Genomic DNA, 17,914 nt, shown 5'->3' on the forward strand with positions numbered 1-17,914 from the left:
CGTCGTGATTGACGGCTTTTTTGTGGGTGCAGTTTCTTGATCTGTGCGATCACCGAACATAAAACGTCGGACGCAACGCCGTTCAATTGACCATGGTAACCATCTGGTACATTTTACCTCCACAGGCTGAAACCTTCGGCCCAAGCCAAAAACAATAAGTGGAGTTTGCCCCCATGCCCCCTATCGTTCTGGTGCTCAACGGCCCGAACCTGAACCTGCTCGGCACTCGTGAACCGGCAACCTACGGTCACGAAACCCTGGCTGATATTTCTGCTCTGTGCGGCCGCGCTGCCGAAGAATTCGGCCTGGCCGTGGAGTTTCGCCAGACCAATCACGAAGGCGAATTGCTCGACTGGATTCATGCGGCACGCGGCCGCTGCGCCGGGATCGTGATCAACCCGGCGGCGTGGACGCACACCTCGGTGGCGATCCGCGACGCGCTGGTGGCCAGTGAGTTGCCGGTGATCGAAGTGCACCTGTCCAACGTGCATGCGCGTGAGCCATTCCGCCACCACTCGTTTGTCTCGGCCATCGCCACGGCGGTGATGTGCGGCTTCGGCAGCCATGGCTATCGCCTGGCCCTGGAGCATTTCAGTCAGCGACTGAAGGGGCGCGCAGCATGACCCGTAAACCGGTAATACTGGCTGGCCTGATCGGTGCGGGTATTCAAGCCTCGCGGACGCCAGCACTGCATGAACATGAGGGCGACGCCCAAGGCTTGCGCTACCTGTATCGGCTGATCGACCTCGATCAGTTGCAACTCGACAGCAACGCCCTGCCCGACTTGCTGCAGGCCGCCGAGCGGATGAACTACACCGGTCTGAACATCACTTTCCCGTGCAAGCAGGCGATCATCTCGCTGCTCGACGAACTGTCCCCGGAAGCCCGGGGCATTGGCGCGGTCAACACCGTGGTGCTCAAGGACGGCAAACGCATCGGCCACAACACTGATTGCCTGGGCTTTGCCGAAGGTTTTCGTCGCGGCTTGCAGGATGTCGCCCGCGAGCGTGTAGTCCAGATGGGTGCCGGTGGTGCCGGGGCGGCAGTGGCCCACGCGTTGTTGAGCGAAGGCGTACAGCAGCTGAGTATTTTCGATGTCGACCGCGAGCGCGCCGAGAGTCTGGCGAACAACCTCAACCAGCATTTCGGCGTCGGTCGCGCCGTCGCCGGGCGAGATCTGCCGGGCACGCTGAATCAGGCCGATGGTCTGGTGAATACCACGCCGATGGGCATGGCCAAACTGCCGGGCATGCCAGTACCGGTGGAGTTGCTGCGCAAGGAGTTGTGGGTCGCGGAGATCGTTTACTTCCCGCTGGAAACCGAACTGCTGCGCAACGCCCGCGCCTTGGGTTGCCGCACGCTGGACGGCGGCAACATGGCGGTGTTTCAAGCGGTGAAGGCGTTTGAATTGTTCAGCGGCGTGGTGCCGGACGCACAGCGGATGCTGGCGCATTTTCAAAGCATGAATGGCTGAAGATAAACATCGATCCTGTGGGAGCGGGCTTGCTCGCGAAGGCTGTGTGTCAGGCGCTAGATGTATAGGCTGACACGCCGCTTTCGCGAGCAAGCCCGCTCCCACATTGGATAGGTGTCACGGCTGCAAGTAACGCAACACCGACTCGCAGATCATCTCGCGATGTCGCTGCTTGATGCTTTCGTCCGGCAAATCGATCTGAAAAATCTCACCGAACGTATGGCGGTTCGAGACGCGGTAGAAACAGAACGAGCTGATCAGCAAGTGCACATCCAGCGCGTCCAGCCCGGCGCGGAAGACACCCTCCTCGGCACCGCGACGCAAAATCTCGCCCAGTGAATCGAGGATCGTATTGTTCATCGCCTTGATCGTGTCCGAACGCTTCACGAACTCGGCGTTGTGAATATTTTCGATACAGACGATGCGCACGAAATCGACGTTGCGGTCGTGGTGATCAAAGGTGAACTCCACCAGTCGGCGGATCGCCACCACCGGCGGCAACTCGGCCAGGTGCAGGCGGTTTTCGGTGCTGCGGATGTCGCCGTAAAGCTTCTCCAGCACCTCGACGTACAACTGTTCCTTACTGCCGAAGTAGTAATAGATCATGCGTTTGGAGGTGTGGATACGCTCGGCGATCGCGTCGACGCGGGCGCCGGACAAGCCCTGCTGGACGAACTCGACGATCGCCTCCTGCAGGATGTTCTCGCGGGTTTTTTCCGGGTTGTTCTTGCGACTCTTGCGCGGCTCGATACCGGATTCGACGGGAGCGGCGGGGAGTTCTGAAGTCATTGTCATTGCGGGCTCACGGCCATCACTGCACAGGTTGGCGATTATGGGCCGCGCTGCACAGTGAAGGAAGCCACGCGGCTCGTGTTTAATCCCGCGTTTACGAAATTCCTACAACTTCGCCTGACGCACGGCGCCGCTGCGTGATTTGGCCATCGCCGCCAGACGGACCGCAACGTTCGCCGCACCATAACCGGCATAGCCGTTTTTACGCTGGATGATCTCGAAGAAGAAGCGCCCCTCGAACGGCTCGGTGTACACGTGGAACAACTCGCCGCCCTGCGCGTCGCGGTCGTAGAGCACGTTGTAGTACGCCAGCTCGCTGAGGAACTCGTCGTCGAAATCGAAGCGCGCGGCGAGGTCGTCGTAATAGTTGAGCGGGATATCCAGCAACGGCACACCAGCTTCTTTGGCGCGGCTGACTTCGGCGAAGATGTCATCACAATCGAAGGCGATGTGATGCACACCGGAGCCGCGATAACTCGACAGCGCGTGGGAAATCGCGGTATTGCGGTTCTCCGAGATGTTCAGCGGCAAGCGGATCGAACTGTCGCGGCTGCGCAACGCGCGGCTCTTCACCAGCCCGTACGGATCGGGCAATACCACTTCATCGTCGGCCTCGAAATCCAGCAGACTCTTATAGAACAACACCCAACTGTCGAGGCTGTCGGCCGGCAACGCCATGGCCATGTGATCGATGCGCTTGAGGCCGCCACGGGCCTGAGCGTTCGGCAGCAGATTGAAGTCGGTGCCATAGACATCCGCCGCTTCATCCACCAGATAAATCAGGCTGCCGTCCGGCGCACGCACCGCGGCCAGTTCCAGTTCGTTGGGGCCGACCAGGCCGCGATAGGGCTGGCCCTTGTAAGCGACCGCACGAGCGAGGGCGCTGGCGCTGTCCTTGACCCGCACAGCGGTGGCACACAGCGACGGGCCATGGGCCTCGAAGAAACTGTGGCCGAACGAGTACGGTTCGGCGTTGAGGATCAGGTTGATATCGCCCTGACGCAGCAGGCTCACGCTCTTGGAGCGGTGCTGCCCGGCCTTGACGAAGCCCAGCCGCTCCAGCCAGTTGCTCAGTTTGGCGCCAAGGCTTTCGTCGACGGCGAACTCAAGAAACTCGATGCCGTTGTACTCGCTGGCCTGTGGCGTTTCGAAGAGGATTTCGCGGTTGGTCACCGGCGTTGCTTGCTGTTCCAGGCGCTGACGGGTTTTCTCTTCCAGATACAGCAGCGAACGCAGACCATCGGCGGCATTGGCCCGTGGCGGTGCGGCGCGGAAACCATCGTTGAAGATCTCCAGCGACAACGGCCCGGTGTAACCGCTCTGGATAATCGGCGCGAGGAACCCCGGCAGATCGAATTCGCCCTGCCCCGGGAAGCAACGGAAATGCCGGCTCCACTCCAGGACATCCATGGCGAGGATCGGCGCGTCGGCCATTTGCACGAAGAAGATTTTGTCGCCGGGAATATCGGCAATCGCGCGTGGATCACCTTTCAGCGACAAGGTGTGAAAGCTGTCGAGCAGCACGCCGAGCGCCGGGTGATCGGCCTGGCGGACGATGTCCCAGACCTGTTGATAAGTATTGACGTGCCGGCCCCAGGCCAGCGCTTCATAGCCGATACGCAACCCGCGAGCGCCGGCACGTTCGGCCAGCAGCCGCAGATCATCGACGAGAATCTGCCGGTCGCCGACGCTGTCCGCCGAAGCGTTGCTGCACACCAGCACCAGATCGGTGCCCAGCTCCTGCATCAGGTCGAATTTGCGCTCGGCCCGCTCCAGGTTGCGCGCCAGCCGATCACGGCGGCAGCCTTCAAAATCGCGGAACGGCTGGAACAGGGTGATGGCGATCCCCAGGTCAGCGCACATCTGCCTGATTTCCCGCGGGCTGCCGTCGTAATACAGAAGATCGTTCTCGAAGATCTCGACGCCGTCGAACCCGGCGGCGGCAATGGCTTCGAGCTTTTCCGGCAGGGTGCCGCTCAGGGAAACGGTGGCAATGGAACGCTGCATGTTGCTACTCCCGGACTGCGCTGCAGTTTTTTACAGGGGATCATTTTTTATCGTGAGGAAATTATTGGCTGCATCGTCTTCAGCAGCAATTTAAAGTGTACCAGCCGGTTAGTTTTGCGTGCGATTATCGAACACTATGGCGTTTCGGCGAATTGACGATTTTTCGTCCACTGCCCACCATCGACTTCACATTGAGTCCGGAAATGAACCTTCGGTCGCAGTGCGTGCAAACAACACCACATAACAAATTCAAAAACGGGTGGAACAATGATTCCTTCACAGACTTCCCGCATGGCCCCGGCCATGAGCACTGCCACGGGTGGCATCGGCGACAAGATCCGCGGCGCCATGGCTGTCGGCAAGACCCGTTGGGGCATGCTGGCGCTGGTGTTTTTCGCCACGACCCTGAACTACATCGACCGCGCAGCCCTCGGCGTCATGCAGCCCATCCTCGCCAAGGAAATGAGCTGGACGGCGATGGATTACGCCAACATCAACTTCTGGTTTCAGGTCGGCTACGCCATCGGTTTCGTCCTGCAGGGACGCCTGATCGACCGGGTCGGCGTGAAACGCGTGTTCTTCTGCGCAGTGCTGCTCTGGAGCCTGGCCACCGGCGCTCACGGTCTGGCGACTTCGGCCGTCGGCTTCATGGTCTGCCGGTTCATCCTCGGCCTGACCGAAGCAGCCAACTACCCGGCCTGCGTGAAAACCACGCGCCTGTGGTTCCCCGCCGGTGAACGCGCAGTGGCCACCGGCATTTTCAACGCCGGGACCAACGTCGGCGCCATGTTCACGCCGATGCTGCTGCCGCTGATTCTTCACGTGTGGGGCTGGCAGGCGGCGTTCCTTTGCATGTCGGCACTCGGTGGGATCTGGCTGCTGTTCTGGGGCCTGAAATACTTCAACCCGGAAGATCATCCACGGGTGAAAAAATCCGAACTCGACTACATCCAGCAGGAAGTCGAACCGGAACAGGCCCGCGTACCGTTTTCACGCATCCTGCGCATGCGCGGCACCTGGGCGTTCGCCCTCGCCTATTCGCTGACCGCGCCGGTGTTCTGGTTCTACCTGTACTGGCTGCCGCCGTTTCTCAATCAGCAATACAACCTGGGTATCAACGTCACCCAGATGGGCATTCCGCTGATCATCATTTACGTCACCGCTGACTTCGGCAGCGTGGGCGGCGGGATTCTGTCTTCGTTCCTGATCGGTCGCGGCATGAACTCGATCAAGGCGCGGCTGCTGTCGATGTTCCTGTTCGCCTGCTGCATCATCGGCGTGATCATGGCCGCCGGCTCAAGCAATCTGTGGGTCGCCGTCGCGGCAATCTCCCTGGCCATCGGCGCGCATCAGGCCTGGACTGCGAACATCTGGAGCCTGGTGATGGACTACACGCCCAAGCACATGATGAGCACGGTGTTCGGTTTCGGCGGTATGTGCGCCGCGATCGGCGGGATGTTCATGACCCAGATCGTCGGCCACATCCTGACCGTCACCAACAATAACTACACGGTGCTGTTCACCCTGATCCCGGCGATGTACTTCATTGCCCTGACCTGGATGTACTTCATGGCACCGCGCAAGATTCCAGACGTCACCGAGTAACCGGCCTGCCCCCCTCCCCCCTGTGGGAGCGGGCTTGCTCGCGAAAGCGTCCAGTCAGTCACTGAAGATGTCGACTGAAACACCGCCTTCGCGAGCAAGCCCGCTCCCACAGGGTTATTTATCTCTCTCATCTGCGGCTTTGCTGCCACGCCGCCGCCAGGCCGCTGCAGCAGATCACCGCAATGCCGATCACCGTCAACAGACTCGGCGTGTGATTGAACACCACCCACCCCAACAACCCGGCAAACACGATCTGGCAGTAGCCGAACGGCGCCAGCAATGCCGGCGCGGCATGGCGGAACGCCTGGGTCAGAAACAGGTGCGCGGTCATCCCGCAGCTGCCCAGCGCCAGCATCAACACGGCGTGAGACAAGGTCGGCACTTGCCAGAAGAACGGCACCAGCGCACTCATCACCAGCGTGTTGCACAGACCGGCGAAAAAGTTGCTGGTGGTCGGACTGTCGACCTCACTGAGCTTGCGCGTCAGCAGTTGATAGAAGCAGAAAAACAGCGCCGAGCAGAACGGCAGCAGCACCGCCGGGGTGAACAATTCACCGCCCGGGTGAACGATGATCAGCACGCCGATGAATCCACAGATCACCGCAATCCATTGCCCGCGCGTCACCCGTTCCTTGAGCAACGGCACCGACAGCGCCGTCACCAGCACCGGCGCGAGAAAGTTGACCGCGGTGGCCTCGGCCAGCGGGATGTACAGCAGCGCCGTGGTGAAAAACAGACTGGTGCCGAGCAGGCACAGCGCCCGCGCCAACTGCCATAGCGGTCGTTTGGTGCGCAGTACACGCAACCCCGACTGCGGCAGGAAAATCCCCGCCATCAGCAAGGTGTGCACCAGATACCGCGCCCAGACCACCATGATGATCGGGTAGAAACCCGATAGGTATTTCGACAGCGCATCGTGGCTGGAGAACAGGAAAGTCGCCACGACAATCAGCAGGATCCCCTTGAAGGGTTGGTTGACACCGGAGAGCGGGGTGCTGACGGTCATTGGATATCTCTGAAGGAAAAATAAACAGTGGCGAGGACGCTGGCGCCCCGCCACAAAAACTGACTTACAACTGCGCCAACAATTCCCGCGTCCTGTTGAGCGCCATCTGCGCTCGTTGCAATCCGCTGACGCCCTGCTCCAGCAGTTTTACCGTGGGGATCTCCAGGCTCAGTGGAATATTAGCTGGCAGACTGCGCAACAAACCGTGCAGGTCGCAATCGCCCTCGCCGGGAAACCGCCGTTCGTTGCGAGCCTGACGCAAGATCTCGGCCATGTCCGCCGGTCTCGGTCCCGCCACATCACACAATTGCGCATAACGCAGGCGCGCAGGTGCGACGTGGGCCAGATCCTCCAGCCGTGAACCGGAGCGATCGAAATGAAAGGCATCGACCAGCACCGCGGCGTTTTCCCGGTCGGCATTGGCAACGATGCGCAACGCCTGTTCGAGGTTGCGCGCATCGGTCCAGGGCATGAACTCCAGATGCGGATGCAAACCGTAAGGCGCCGCCAGATCACACAGCGCGGCAAAGTTGTCGGTGAGCCGTTGTTCGTCAGGATCATTGCCGGCGACCAGTAATTCACTGGCGCCAAACTCCGCGCCAACGGCCAGCAGCTTGTCGAAATCGGCGACCACGGTTTGCGGTTTCAGACGCAGGATTTCCACATCGAGCACAGCGATGCCAGTGTCGCGCAAACGCGCCAACGTCTGACGCCGTAATCCGCCATCGGCCACCAATGGAAAGTGATATTCCTCCGGCGTCGCCGGCTCCAGGCGCAGGCCAACATGGCTGTAACCGGCACGCGCCGCGACCTCGACCATTTGCGGTGGCGACAATTCGAGCACGGTGAGACTGGCCAGGGACAGGATTCGTTCGTTCATGCTCAAGCCTCGACCGCTGCTGGGCAACAGGCACGACCGCTGGCCGCCGCCTCACGTATCGCCTCGACCAGCGCCAATGTTCGCGCGGCATCGGCGGCACTGACCAAGGGTTCGACTTCACGCCGCGCGACCTGCACAAAATGCTGCAGCTGCAACCGCAACGCGTCCCCTGCCTCACACCGTTCTTGCTGCGCAATCAGCGGTTCGTGCCAGCCGGCATCGACTTGATCGGCAGCGTAATGCCAGCACTTGAGTTGCGGAATGCTCAGCGCCCCGGCGGTTCCCGCCAGCAGATAACACGGCTGATCGTCCTGACGCGGATAGACCGGGTTCTCCCCGGAGTTCAGCTCCCAACTCCACGGCGCGGCAACTGCATCGGAACCGCTCAGCGTGCCCAGTGCACCGCCGGCAAATTGCAGTAACACCGCGACACTGTCTTCGTTGGCAACCCCACGCACCGCGTTGTCGGTGACGGCCTGCACCGACTGCACTTCACCGCACAGGTGACGCAGCAGATCGAGGTCGTGAATCAGATTGGTCAGCAACAGGCCCGCCCCCGGTTCACGGCGCCACGGGACCTCGAAATATCGGTCGGGTTTGCGTAACTGGAACAGTGCAGTAACCGTGGTCAGCCGCCCGAGCGCGCCGCTGAGCAACAATTGGTGGGCACGCACGATCAACGGATTGTGCCGCCGATGGTGGCCGACCAGCACCGGCACGCCACTGCGTTTGACTGCCGCCACCAGTTCGCGTGCCTCATCCAGATGCACGCCCACCGGTTTCTCCAGCAACACCGGAACCCCGGCGGCGAGGCAATCCAGCGCCGTGCTGACGTGCTGATTATTCGGATTGGCCACGATCACCGCATCGGGCCGCACCTGCTCCAGCATCTGCCGGTGATCGGCGAAATACGCCACGCCCCACTGCGCCGCCAGCGCGGGAGCCTGCGGGCCGGGATCGGCCACTGCGCATAACCGGGCTTCTTCGAGGGTTTGCAGGTGCTGGTAATGCTGCTGGCCCATGTTGCCAGCGCCGATCAGGGCGATACGAAGGGGCGGAGTCAAGGCGCGATCCTCTTGTGATTGTTGTTGGAAATGTCACTCCAGCAACAATTTAGAACCGCGTTCCACAATCAAACACCCAGTGATGGGAAAACCGTGCGAACACCGCACAACTTTGTACTTGACGCTCAACCTGTAGGAGCTGCCGCAGGCTGCGATCTTTTGACTTTGATTTTCAAGACCAAAAGATCGCAGCCTGCGGCAGCTCCTACAGGGATCGGTGCGAGTCAGACGAACAATTCGGACGCCAGGCTCGCCGCCGACAATTCCTCGGTGAACTTCATCAGCAGCGGCGCCAATTCATGCAGCCGCGCGCCGGGCATCCGCGCGCTTGGCCCGGCAATGCTCAGTACACCGATCACTCGCCCGTCAACGGGATGCTTGACCACCGCGGCAATCGCCGAAGTACCCACCGCCGAACTTTCCTCGACACAGGCATAGCCTTGCTCTCGCGCCAGGCGCAGGCGCTCCAGCAGTTCGATATTGGAGCGCGGCGCATTCGGCCCGACGCCCACCGGTACTTCCGCGCCCTGGCGCTCAACCATCGATAACGCTTCGGCATCGCTCATGCAGGCCAACCACGCGTGCCCGGAAGCGGTGTAGAACAGCGGCGCATCGCGACCCATGTCCGGGTCATAACGCAAGCCCGTGCGTGCGCCCTGTGCCTTGGCGATCCAGGTCTGGCGCTCGCCATCGATCACCCCCAGACGCACCAGTTCACCGGTTTCCTGCGCCAGTCGATCCAGCACCGGCTGCACGATGTCAGCACCGCTGCTCGACAGGTACTGAAACCCCATCGCCACCAGTTTGGTCGACAGGTGATAGCGCAGAGTGTCGGCATTCTGCCGCACGTAGCCCAGCCGAATCAGCTCCGCGAGCATCCGGTGGGTGGCACTTTTCGGGATGTCCAGTTGCTCGGCCAGCGTCTGCATCGGCAGCCCGCGCGGCTCACTGGTGAGGCTTTCCAGCACGCTGAAAACCCGTTCGATCTGACTGCCGGCCATGGGAAGGTCCAAGTAAAATTTTGCCGATTCTAGAAGACATCCGGGACAAAGCGAAATCCGGAACTGGCCGTGCGATAACCGCCCACTTTACTGAAACATGCCTTGTTGCAGTTGAAGTTCATTGGTTAATTTCTGGAATCTAATTCCAATAAATTCTTACTGCGGAGCTTTGCTTGATGCCTGCCGAACTTCCCGAAATCGACTGCGACGTTCTGGTCGTCGGCTCCGGTGCCGCCGGTTTATCCACAGCGGTCACTGCCGCATGGCACGGTCTGAAGGTCATCGTGGTTGAAAAAGATCCGGTGTTCGGCGGTGCTACCGCGTGGTCCGGCGGCTGGGCATGGGTGCCGTGCAATCCGCTGGCCCGGCGCGCCGGCATCGTCGAAGACGTCGAGCAGCCGCGCACGTACCTGCGCCATGAACTCGGCGAGCATTACGATCCGGCAATGGTCGACGCTTTCCTCACCGCCGGGCCGCACATGGTGGCGTTTTTCGAACAGCACACTGCTCTGCAATTTGCTGACGGCAACGCTATTGCCGACATTCATGGCGATACACCCGGCGCGGGCACGGGCGGTCGCTCGGTCATCGCGGCGCCTTACGACGGACGAAACGTCGGACGCCTGCTCAGGCGCCTGCGTACAACGATGCGCGAAACGTCCTTCATGGGCATGCCGATCATGGCCGGCGCCGACCTTTCGGCGTTCCTCAATCTCACCCGTTCGCTGAAAGCCGCGTGGCATGTAACCCGTCGTTTTACCCGACACTTGCTCGATCTGGCGGTACACGGCCGGGCCATGCAATTGGTCAACGGGGTGGCATTGGTCGCAAGGCTGGCGAAGTCCGCCGAGGACCTTGGCGTTTTGTTATGGGAGTCGGCACCCGTGACCGAGCTGCTGCGTGATGAAGCAGGGGTTTGCGGCGCAGTGGTCAGCAGCGCCAAAGGCTCGATCCGCATTCATGCACGTAAAGCCGTGGTGCTGGCCGCCGGCGGATTCGCCAACGACGTCGAACGGCGCAAGGCCTTGTTTCCGCGCACGCCCACGGGTCATGAACACTGGGCACTGCCGCCGCTGGCGGTGAATGGCGATGGCCTGCGCCTGGGCGAAAGCGTCGGCGCCACGGTCAACACCGACCTGGCGTCGCCCGTGGCCTGGGCGCCGGTCTCGCAAGTGCCACATGCCGACGGCAGCATCGGCCATTTCCCACACATCATCGAACGCGGCAAACCGGGAATCATCGGCGTACTGCGCAACGGCCAGCGCTTCGTCAATGAAGCCAATGGTTACTTCGACTACGTCAGCGCCATGGTTGCCGCCACCCCGGAAGGCGAGGAAGTCGCCTCGTGGCTGATCTGCAGCCGCGCCTTTCAACGGCGTTATGGCCTGGGCATGTCGCGGCCATTTCCCGTTCCGCTGTCAGGGTTTATCCGCAGCGGCTATCTGAAAACCGGCAACACCCTTGAAGAATTGGCCAGCGCCTGCGGCATCGACCCCAGCGGATTGCGCCACACGGTGGAGGACTACAACCGCCATGCACGCCACGGCGAGGACCCGTCGTTCGGTCGCGGCGCAACGCCCTATAACCGCAAGCAGGGCGATCCGGCGAACCTTCCCAACCCTTGCGTTGCCCCAATAGAGGCCGGCCCTTTTTATGCCGTGAAAGTGCAACCGGGCTGCTTCGGCACCTTTGCCGGGCTCAAGGTCAACCCGCAGGCGCAAGTGCTCGATGCCCATGCCCACCCCATCGCCGGGCTCTACGCCGCCGGTGGCGACATGGCCAGCATCATGGGCGGGCACTATCCGGCAGGCGGGATCAACCTCGGCCCGGCGCTGACTTTCGGCTACATCGCCGCTCGGCATATCGCCGGCATCACTGCTTTCGAACAGGAGATCGACCATGCAGCACATCGTTAACGCCCAGGGTTTGAACATGCCGAAACTCGGCCTCGGCACCTGGCCGATGCTCGGCGACGAATGCACCCGTGCCGTCGAGCAGGCCCTGGAACTCGGCTACCGGCACATCGACACGGCAGCGGCCTACAACAACGAAGACGCGGTCGGACAAGCATTGGCGAATACACCGACACCCCGCGAGCAGATTCATGTCACCACCAAGGTCTGGTGGGACCAGTTGCAACCGGACGCCATGCGCCACTCGATGGAACGAAGCCTCAAGGCCTTGCGCAGCGAGTACGTCGATCTGTTCATGATCCACTGGCCGAGTACCGATTGGGATCTGCCGCGCACTCTCGACACCCTGGCCTCGTTCAAGGAACAGGGTCTGGCGCGCAACATCGGCGTGGCGAATTTTCCGCTGCCGCTGCTGCGCACAGTCGTCGAGGAATACGGCATCCCTCTGTCAGCGATCCAGGTCGAGTACCACGTCCTGCTCGGCCAGAACGCCCTGCTCGACTACGCGCGCCAACACGACCTGGCGCTGACCGCGTACACACCGCTGGCGCGCAACAAGGTCTCGGAGATTCCACAGATTCAGCAGATTGCCGAAAAACACGGCGTGCTGCCGACTCAGGTGGCGTTGAAATGGCTGCTGGATCAGAACAACGTGGCAGCGATTCCCAAAGCCAGCAGCCGGGCCAATCAACTGGCGAACCTGGCTTCGCTGCAGGTTGAACTGGACGCTGAAGACCGCGCACTGATCGCCGCGCTGCCGAAGAATCAGCGTCAGGTCAGCCCGGATTTCGCCCCGGTGTGGGATGCCTTCGATCGCTGACGCACAGCGCGCCGAGAGAAATCCGCCGACGGATTGAATTAGTCGCGCACACGCTCGTCAATAACAGGCCCGCCCTCGTCACCCGAGGCCGGGCCTGTTTGCGTGTACGCCAATAGACGGACGACCGGACTGGCGCCACACTCCCACACCAGCAACACTCATCACCACGAACAGAAAAGAGGATTCCCACATGCTATGGAAAAAAGGCCGACGCAGTGACAACGTCGTCGATGCCCGTGGCGATGATAGCGGCGGCGGTGGTGGCATGCGGTTCGGTGGCGGCAAAGGCCTGAGCCTGGGGGCGATCCTGCTGATCGTCGGCATCGGCTGGATCACCGGACAGGATCCGTTGCAGATCCTCGGCCAGCTCACCGGGCAAATGACCGAGCAATCGGCACCGGCCAGTACGCAGACGCGTCAGGCGCCACCGGCCAACGACCAGCAGGCCGAATTCGTGCGTTCGATCCTCGGCGATACCGAAGACACCTGGGGCGCGATCTTCCAGCAGGCTGGTCGCCAATATAAGGACCCGACCCTGGTGCTGTTCAGCAACCGGGTGAATTCCGCCTGCGGTCTGGCGACTTCGGCGACCGGCCCGTTCTACTGCCCGGCGGATCAGAAAGTCTATCTGGACATGGCCTTCTTCCAGGAAATGGCCCAGCGCTTCAAGGCCGCCGGCGACTTCGCCCAGGCTTACGTGATCGCGCACGAAGTCGGCCACCATGTGCAGACGCTGCTCGGCGTCTCGGCAAAAATTCAGACGGCCCGTCAGCAGGGCCGGCAGATGCAGGGCGACGGCGGTTTGCTGGTGCGTCAGGAATTGCAGGCCGACTGCCTGGCCGGCGTCTGGGCCTACCATGCGCAGAAGCGCCTGAACTGGCTGGAACCGGGTGACGTCGAAGAGGCCTTGAATGCGGCCAACGCCATCGGTGATGATCGCCTGCAACAACAGGGTCAGGGCCGTGTGGTACCGGACTCGTTTACCCATGGCACGTCGGCGCAAAGGGTGCGCTGGTTCAAAACCGGTTTCGCCCAGGGCCAGGTCGGCCAGTGCGATACCTTCGCGGCGAAAAACCTGTAAATGCGCAAATGGCTTCTGGCTTTACTGATCATCGGCGGCAACGCGCACGCGGCAGGCGTCGATGCCATCAGCCCAGGGCGCCTGCAATTCGAGGCCGGCGAAATGGCCGTTGGCATCAGCCCGGCACCTGAGAAAATCGAGCGGGTGCTGATCGTCATTCACGGTCGTCTGCGCAATGCCGAGACCTATCGCAAGAGTGCCGAGCACGCCACCGAACTGGCCGGGCAAACGGCGCACACGCTGGTGATCGCGCCGCAGTTTCTCAACGAAAGCGACGTCGCGCTGTACTCCCTGCCCAATACATTGCTGCGCTGGAAAGGCAACGAGTGGATGGGCGGCGGGTTATCCACAGGGCCGAAGCCGCTGAGTTCCTACGCCGCACTCGACGCCATCGTCGCCCGGGTCAGCGACCGCAAGCAGTTTCCGGACGTGAAGCAGATCGTGATTTTCGGCCATTCCGGTGGCGGTCAAGTGGTGCAGCGTTATGCCTTGCTGGCCAAGGATCAACCGGCGCTGAAGGCCAATGGCATTCGCCTGCGCTATGTGGTGGCCAATCCGTCGTCGTACGCGTATTTCAACGAACAGCGGCCGGTAGCGTTCGATCACGCACAGTGCCCGGGTTTCAATCGCTGGAAGTACGGGTTGACCGACATGCCGGTGTACGCCGGTGGGCAAACACCGTTGCAGCTTGAGAGCAGCTACATCAAACGCGAAGTGATTTACCTGCTGGGGCAGCAGGACATAGACCCGCAACATCCGGCGCTGGACAAGAGTTGCGCCGCCGAGGCACAAGGCGCGTATCGGCTGGAACGCGGCAAGCTGTTTTTCGGCTACCTGCTGCGCCGGCATCCGGAAGGGGTCAATCAGCGGCTGGTTGAAGTGCCCGGGGTCGGGCATAACGGCGATGGGATGTTGACGTCGCCTGAAGGCCAAAAAGCGTTGTTCGAATAAGTCCTGTATTGAATGATCTGGCGCCATCGCTGGCAAGCCAGCGATGAGGCCAGATCAAGCAACAGGGATGTCAGGTAAGCAACATCCGCCGCAACTCCACACAATCCTGCGCATGCCAGTCCGTCAGTTCCGGCCACGGGTTGTCCGGCAGATTCACTAGCACTGTCCGCGCCCCGGCCGCCCGACCGCAATCCAGATCGAAGCGGTAATCCCCGACCATCACCATCTCGCTGGCCGGTACGTTCCAGGCTTCGGCCAGTTTCAGCAACCCGCCGGGATGCGGCTTCGGCGGTGCTTCATCGCGGCCCAGCACATCGTCCACGGCGAAGCAGTCGGCCAGGCCAATGGCTTCAAGCGTCACATGCGCGAGTTCCCGCGCATTACGGGTCAGAATGCCCAGGCGATAGCCACGCCCGTGCAGATCTCGCACCAGCTCCACCGCACCGGCCGCCGGTTTCGAGCCCAGCGCCAGATCGCGCTCATGCTCCAGCAACCACGCGTGTTTCGCTGCGGCCTCCTCGGCCGGCAGCGCTGCAAGGTGGGTGAGAATGTCGTCCTCGGGCGGAATCGCCAGCGCCACGCGAATCGCCGCAAAGTCATGCACGGCGATGGTCAGGGTGCCGTCCATGTCGAACACCCAGTGCTTCACATCGCTCAGGCTCATGCCCAGTCCTTGCGGTGACGAATCAGGCCTTCCTGGGTCACCGATGCCACCAGTTGCCCGGCGCGGTTGTACACGCTGCCACGGGAGAATCCCCGGGAATTGCCGGCCCACGGGCTGTCCATCGCGTAGAGCAACCAGTCATCGGCGCGCAGATCGTTGTGGAACCACAATGCATGATCGAGGCTGGCGACCTGCATGTCTTTCTGCCAGACCGACTTGCCGTGCGGCAGCATCGAAGTGGTCAGCAGGCCGAAGTCCGAGGCGTAGGCCAGCAGGTATTTGTGCAGCGCCGGAATATCCGCCAGCGCACCGTCGGCACGGAACCACACATACTTCACCGGATCGGCCGGCTGCGGGTTGTACGGATCCTTTTCGGTGACCGGGCGCACTTCGATCGGTTTCGGGCACAGCAGTTTTTCGCGCATGTGTTCGGGGATCAGGTGCGCGCGTTGCTGGGTCAGTTCCAGCTCCGACGGCAGGTTTTCCGGGCCGACCACCACCGGCATCTGGCTCTGATGCTCGAAGCCTGCCTCGTCGTACTGGAACGACGCGCTGCAGGTGAAGATCGGGTGGCCCTTCTGGATCGCAGTGACCCGTCGGGTGCTGAAGCTGCCGCCGTCACGCACGCGATCCACCGAATACACCACCGGCAACTTGGCATCGCCCGGACGCAGGAAATAACCGTGCATCGAATGCACATGGCGCGCCTCTTCAACCGTCTGACTGGCCGCCGACAGCGACTGACCGAGTACCTGACCACCGAACAACTGACGGAAACCCAAGTCCTGGCTGCGGCCACGGAACAGGTTTTCCTCGATTGGCTCCAGGGTCAGCAGGTCGACCAGATCTTCCAACACTTGGCTCATTCAGACTCTCCTCACACAACGCTATGCCGCGCAGTCTTGGCTGCGGCGGCCCATTCAGGTTCTGGCGCGAGCCACTGTCGCGCCATTGTAAACGTCCGTGTCGGCTTAGCCATGCAGGGTTTGCAGCCATTGCTCCCTGGTAATTCGGTACAACAGATGCCGCCGCAACGGGTGATCGACGGCAAGTTTGGGGTGATCGAAATCATCGGCCGGATCGTGCTGCATGCCAATCGCCTGCATGACTTTCTCCGACGGCAGATTGCTCTGGGCGGTGAAAGACACGATTTCCTTCAGTCCCAGCCGATCAAAACCTGCGCGCAATGCCGTCCACGCCGCCTCACTGGCATAGCCCAGCCCCCAATGCTCGCGGGCCAGACGCCAGCCGATTTCCACCGCCGGGGTGAACGGCGCATCGAAACCGACCACACCCAGGCCAGTGAAACCGATGAACTCACCGCTGTCCTTGCGCTCCAGTGCCCACAGACCGAAACCGTGCTCGGCAAAATGCCCGCGCACCCGGCCAATCATCGAGGCACTTTCCAGACGGCTGAGCGGGGCCGGAAAGTAACGCATCACCTGAGGATCGGCGCACATCGCCGCAAATGCCGGCAAATCCTCGTCGCGCCACTGACGCATCAGCAGGCGTGCGCTTTCGAGTTGCTGAATCGGCTCCATCATGCCCCTCCATTTCCATGCCGCAAGTCTACATCGCTGGTAGGATCGTTCACTCTTTCCATCGTTCCTACATGAAGTTGCCATGCCCCTGCCGCTGATCTACCACGAAGACTACAGCCCCGAGTTTCCGGCGGATCACCGCTTTCCGATGGACAAATTCCGCTTGCTGCGCGACCACCTGGTCGACAGCGGCCTGACCCGCGACGCCGACCTGCTGCGTCCCGAGATCTGCCCCAACGACATCCTCGCCCTGGCGCATGACCGCCGCTATATCGAACGCTACATGAGCGGCGAGTTGTCTCGCGAAGACCAGCGGCGACTTGGCCTGCCGTGGAACGAAGTCTTGGCGCGGCGCACGGTGCGGGCGGTCGGCGGCTCGATTCTGGCGGCGGAAAAAGCCCTCGAGCATGGTCTGGCCTGTCACCTCGCCGGCGGCACCCATCACGCTCACTACGACTACCCGGCCGGGTTCTGCATCTTCAACGACCTGGCAATCATCAGCCATTACCTGCTGCAAAGCGGTCGGGTGAACCGGGTGCTGATCTTCGATTGCGACGTGCATCAGGGCGACGGCACCGCGCGGATCCTGCATGACACGCCGGAGGCCATTACCGTTTCCCTGCACTGCGAAAAGAACTTTCCGGCACGCAAGGCCGAAAGTGACTGGGACATTCCGTTGCCCAAAGGCATGGGCGATGCCGACTATCTGCAGGTGGTGGATGACACCCTCAACTACCTGCTGCCGCTGTATCAACCGGACCTGGTGCTGTACGACGCCGGGGTCGATGTGCACAAGGACGACGCCCTTGGTTATCTGCAACTGACAGACGAAGGCGTCGCCGCCCGCGATGAAAGCGTGATGCGCCATTGCCTGGGCCGCGACATCCCGGTAGTCGGCGTGATCGGCGGCGGCTACAGCAAGGATCGCCACGCCCTCGCCCGCCGCCACGGCATCCTGCATCACAGCGCGCAACGGGTCTGGACGTCACACGGATGTCACTAAGCTGTGCTGCGTTACCCACAATCGCTGTGGAACGGCCTGTGGATAACCTGAGCGAAAGGGACTACAGGCCATATCGAACATGGCGTACAGCGCGATGGTTATTTTTTAACCA

General features: G+C 61.6%; 17 protein-coding genes. 8 read left to right on the top strand and 9 right to left on the bottom strand.

Annotation, left to right across the window (positions count from 1 at the left end; all coding sequences use genetic code 11):
- Positions 1-173 precede the first annotated feature (173 nt).
- Both aroQ and AC3WMV_RS16550 read left to right on the top strand, forming a co-directional pair.
- Positions 174-623 (top strand): type II 3-dehydroquinate dehydratase, encoded by a 450-nt coding sequence (gene aroQ / locus AC3WMV_RS16545; RefSeq protein ID WP_025108744.1) that lies wholly within the window; start codon positions 174-176, stop codon positions 621-623.
- Positions 620-1,474 carry a shikimate dehydrogenase gene (locus tag AC3WMV_RS16550; protein WP_103367273.1) on the top strand — a complete coding sequence of 285 codons (855 nt, stop codon included), beginning with the start codon at positions 620-622 and terminating at the stop codon, positions 1,472-1,474. Before aroQ ends, AC3WMV_RS16550 begins: the two co-directional genes overlap by 4 nt.
- Before the next feature lie 117 nt (positions 1,475-1,591).
- Here the strand turns inward: AC3WMV_RS16550 and AC3WMV_RS16555 are convergent, their stop codons facing one another.
- Together AC3WMV_RS16555 and quiC are read right to left on the bottom strand one after the other, a co-directional pair.
- Positions 1,592-2,269: a TetR/AcrR family transcriptional regulator gene (locus AC3WMV_RS16555; RefSeq protein ID WP_027612854.1), complete on the bottom strand. Its 678-nt coding sequence runs from the start codon at positions 2,267-2,269 to the stop codon at positions 1,592-1,594.
- Positions 2,270-2,371: 102 nt separating this feature from the next.
- On the bottom strand, positions 2,372-4,273 hold the full coding sequence (gene quiC, locus AC3WMV_RS16560; protein ID WP_103367272.1) for a 3-dehydroshikimate dehydratase QuiC: 1,902 nt from the start codon (positions 4,271-4,273) through the stop codon (positions 2,372-2,374).
- A 267-nt stretch (positions 4,274-4,540) separates the two neighbouring features.
- Here quiC and AC3WMV_RS16565 point away from each other — a divergent pair, with 267 nt between their 5' ends.
- Positions 4,541-5,878, top strand: a complete 1,338-nt coding sequence (locus tag AC3WMV_RS16565; protein WP_103367271.1) for an MFS transporter — start codon at positions 4,541-4,543, stop codon at positions 5,876-5,878.
- Positions 5,879-6,005: 127 nt separating this feature from the next.
- On the opposite strand, the gene AC3WMV_RS16570 is transcribed toward AC3WMV_RS16565, so the two are convergent.
- The 4 genes from AC3WMV_RS16570 to AC3WMV_RS16585 form a co-directional block, all read right to left on the bottom strand.
- A complete protein-coding gene (locus tag AC3WMV_RS16570) occupies positions 6,006-6,884 on the bottom strand; it encodes a DMT family transporter (RefSeq protein WP_103367270.1) in 879 nt (292 codons plus the stop codon).
- A 64-nt stretch (positions 6,885-6,948) separates the two neighbouring features.
- Positions 6,949-7,764 (bottom strand): sugar phosphate isomerase/epimerase family protein, encoded by an 816-nt coding sequence (locus tag AC3WMV_RS16575; protein WP_027612858.1) that lies wholly within the window; start codon positions 7,762-7,764, stop codon positions 6,949-6,951.
- Between the two features lie 2 nt (positions 7,765-7,766).
- Complete coding sequence (locus AC3WMV_RS16580; RefSeq protein WP_103367269.1) at positions 7,767-8,828, bottom strand: Gfo/Idh/MocA family protein; 1,062 nt, start codon at positions 8,826-8,828, stop codon at positions 7,767-7,769.
- Between the two features lie 224 nt (positions 8,829-9,052).
- Positions 9,053-9,829, bottom strand: coding sequence for an IclR family transcriptional regulator (locus AC3WMV_RS16585; RefSeq protein WP_097089295.1), 777 nt, complete (start codon positions 9,827-9,829; stop codon positions 9,053-9,055).
- A 176-nt stretch (positions 9,830-10,005) separates the two neighbouring features.
- On the opposite strand from AC3WMV_RS16585, the gene AC3WMV_RS16590 reads away from it, so the two are divergent.
- The 4 genes from AC3WMV_RS16590 (at position 10,006) to AC3WMV_RS16605 (ending at position 14,594) form a co-directional block, all read left to right on the top strand.
- A complete protein-coding gene (locus AC3WMV_RS16590; RefSeq protein ID WP_103367268.1) occupies positions 10,006-11,745 on the top strand; it encodes an FAD-dependent oxidoreductase in 1,740 nt (579 codons plus the stop codon).
- Positions 11,729-12,562: an aldo/keto reductase gene (locus tag AC3WMV_RS16595; RefSeq protein ID WP_027612862.1), complete on the top strand. Its 834-nt coding sequence runs from the start codon at positions 11,729-11,731 to the stop codon at positions 12,560-12,562. Before AC3WMV_RS16590 ends, AC3WMV_RS16595 begins: the two co-directional genes overlap by 17 nt.
- Before the next feature lie 190 nt (positions 12,563-12,752).
- Positions 12,753-13,643 (top strand): KPN_02809 family neutral zinc metallopeptidase, encoded by an 891-nt coding sequence (gene ypfJ / locus AC3WMV_RS16600; RefSeq protein ID WP_027612863.1) that lies wholly within the window; start codon positions 12,753-12,755, stop codon positions 13,641-13,643.
- The gene (locus AC3WMV_RS16605) at positions 13,644-14,594 is read left to right on the top strand and encodes an alpha/beta fold hydrolase (protein ID WP_103367267.1); all 951 of its coding nucleotides are present in this window, start codon (positions 13,644-13,646) and stop codon (positions 14,592-14,594) included. It abuts the gene before it with no gap.
- Positions 14,595-14,664: 70 nt separating this feature from the next.
- Here AC3WMV_RS16605 and AC3WMV_RS16610 read toward each other — a convergent pair whose 3' ends face one another.
- The 3 genes from AC3WMV_RS16610 to AC3WMV_RS16620 all read right to left on the bottom strand — a co-directional run bounded on the left by AC3WMV_RS16610 (position 14,665) and on the right by AC3WMV_RS16620 (position 16,799).
- Entirely contained in the window at positions 14,665-15,258 is a 594-nt protein-coding gene (locus AC3WMV_RS16610) for an HAD family hydrolase (RefSeq protein WP_103367266.1), read from the bottom strand.
- Positions 15,255-16,124 carry an acyl-CoA thioesterase II gene (tesB, locus tag AC3WMV_RS16615; protein ID WP_003228466.1) on the bottom strand — a complete coding sequence of 290 codons (870 nt, stop codon included), beginning with the start codon at positions 16,122-16,124 and terminating at the stop codon, positions 15,255-15,257. The genes AC3WMV_RS16610 and tesB overlap by 4 nt, the downstream gene beginning before the upstream one ends.
- Positions 16,125-16,229: 105 nt before the next feature.
- Entirely contained in the window at positions 16,230-16,799 is a 570-nt protein-coding gene (locus AC3WMV_RS16620; protein ID WP_103367265.1) for a GNAT family N-acetyltransferase, read from the bottom strand.
- 82 nt (positions 16,800-16,881) lie between these two features.
- On the opposite strand from AC3WMV_RS16620, the gene AC3WMV_RS16625 reads away from it, so the two are divergent.
- Positions 16,882-17,802 (top strand): histone deacetylase family protein, encoded by a 921-nt coding sequence (locus AC3WMV_RS16625; protein WP_103367264.1) that lies wholly within the window; start codon positions 16,882-16,884, stop codon positions 17,800-17,802.
- The last annotated feature ends 112 nt before the right edge of the window (positions 17,803-17,914 follow it).

The sequence above is a fragment of the Pseudomonas sp. FW305-3-2-15-E-TSA4 genome (assembly GCF_058787295.1).

Excerpts from the sequence above, each read along its gene's own strand:
- aroQ (WP_025108744.1), top strand. The coding sequence starts at position 174 with ATGCCCCCTATCGTTCTGGTGCTCAACGGCCCGAACCTGAACCTGCTC.
- AC3WMV_RS16550 (WP_103367273.1), top strand. The coding sequence starts at position 620 with ATGACCCGTAAACCGGTAATACTGGCTGGCCTGATCGGTGCGGGTATT.
- AC3WMV_RS16555 (WP_027612854.1), bottom strand. The coding sequence starts at position 2,269 with ATGACAATGACTTCAGAACTCCCCGCCGCTCCCGTCGAATCCGGTATC.
- quiC (WP_103367272.1), bottom strand. The coding sequence starts at position 4,273 with ATGCAGCGTTCCATTGCCACCGTTTCCCTGAGCGGCACCCTGCCGGAA.
- AC3WMV_RS16565 (WP_103367271.1), top strand. The coding sequence starts at position 4,541 with ATGATTCCTTCACAGACTTCCCGCATGGCCCCGGCCATGAGCACTGCC.
- AC3WMV_RS16570 (WP_103367270.1), bottom strand. The coding sequence starts at position 6,884 with ATGACCGTCAGCACCCCGCTCTCCGGTGTCAACCAACCCTTCAAGGGG.
- AC3WMV_RS16575 (WP_027612858.1), bottom strand. The coding sequence starts at position 7,764 with ATGAACGAACGAATCCTGTCCCTGGCCAGTCTCACCGTGCTCGAATTG.
- AC3WMV_RS16585 (WP_097089295.1), bottom strand. The coding sequence starts at position 9,829 with ATGGCCGGCAGTCAGATCGAACGGGTTTTCAGCGTGCTGGAAAGCCTC.
- AC3WMV_RS16590 (WP_103367268.1), top strand. The coding sequence starts at position 10,006 with ATGCCTGCCGAACTTCCCGAAATCGACTGCGACGTTCTGGTCGTCGGC.
- AC3WMV_RS16595 (WP_027612862.1), top strand. The coding sequence starts at position 11,729 with ATGCAGCACATCGTTAACGCCCAGGGTTTGAACATGCCGAAACTCGGC.
- ypfJ (WP_027612863.1), top strand. The coding sequence starts at position 12,753 with ATGCTATGGAAAAAAGGCCGACGCAGTGACAACGTCGTCGATGCCCGT.
- AC3WMV_RS16605 (WP_103367267.1), top strand. The coding sequence starts at position 13,644 with ATGCGCAAATGGCTTCTGGCTTTACTGATCATCGGCGGCAACGCGCAC.
- AC3WMV_RS16610 (WP_103367266.1), bottom strand. The coding sequence starts at position 15,258 with ATGAGCCTGAGCGATGTGAAGCACTGGGTGTTCGACATGGACGGCACC.
- tesB (WP_003228466.1), bottom strand. The coding sequence starts at position 16,124 with ATGAGCCAAGTGTTGGAAGATCTGGTCGACCTGCTGACCCTGGAGCCA.
- AC3WMV_RS16620 (WP_103367265.1), bottom strand. The coding sequence starts at position 16,799 with ATGGAGCCGATTCAGCAACTCGAAAGCGCACGCCTGCTGATGCGTCAG.
- AC3WMV_RS16625 (WP_103367264.1), top strand. The coding sequence starts at position 16,882 with ATGCCCCTGCCGCTGATCTACCACGAAGACTACAGCCCCGAGTTTCCG.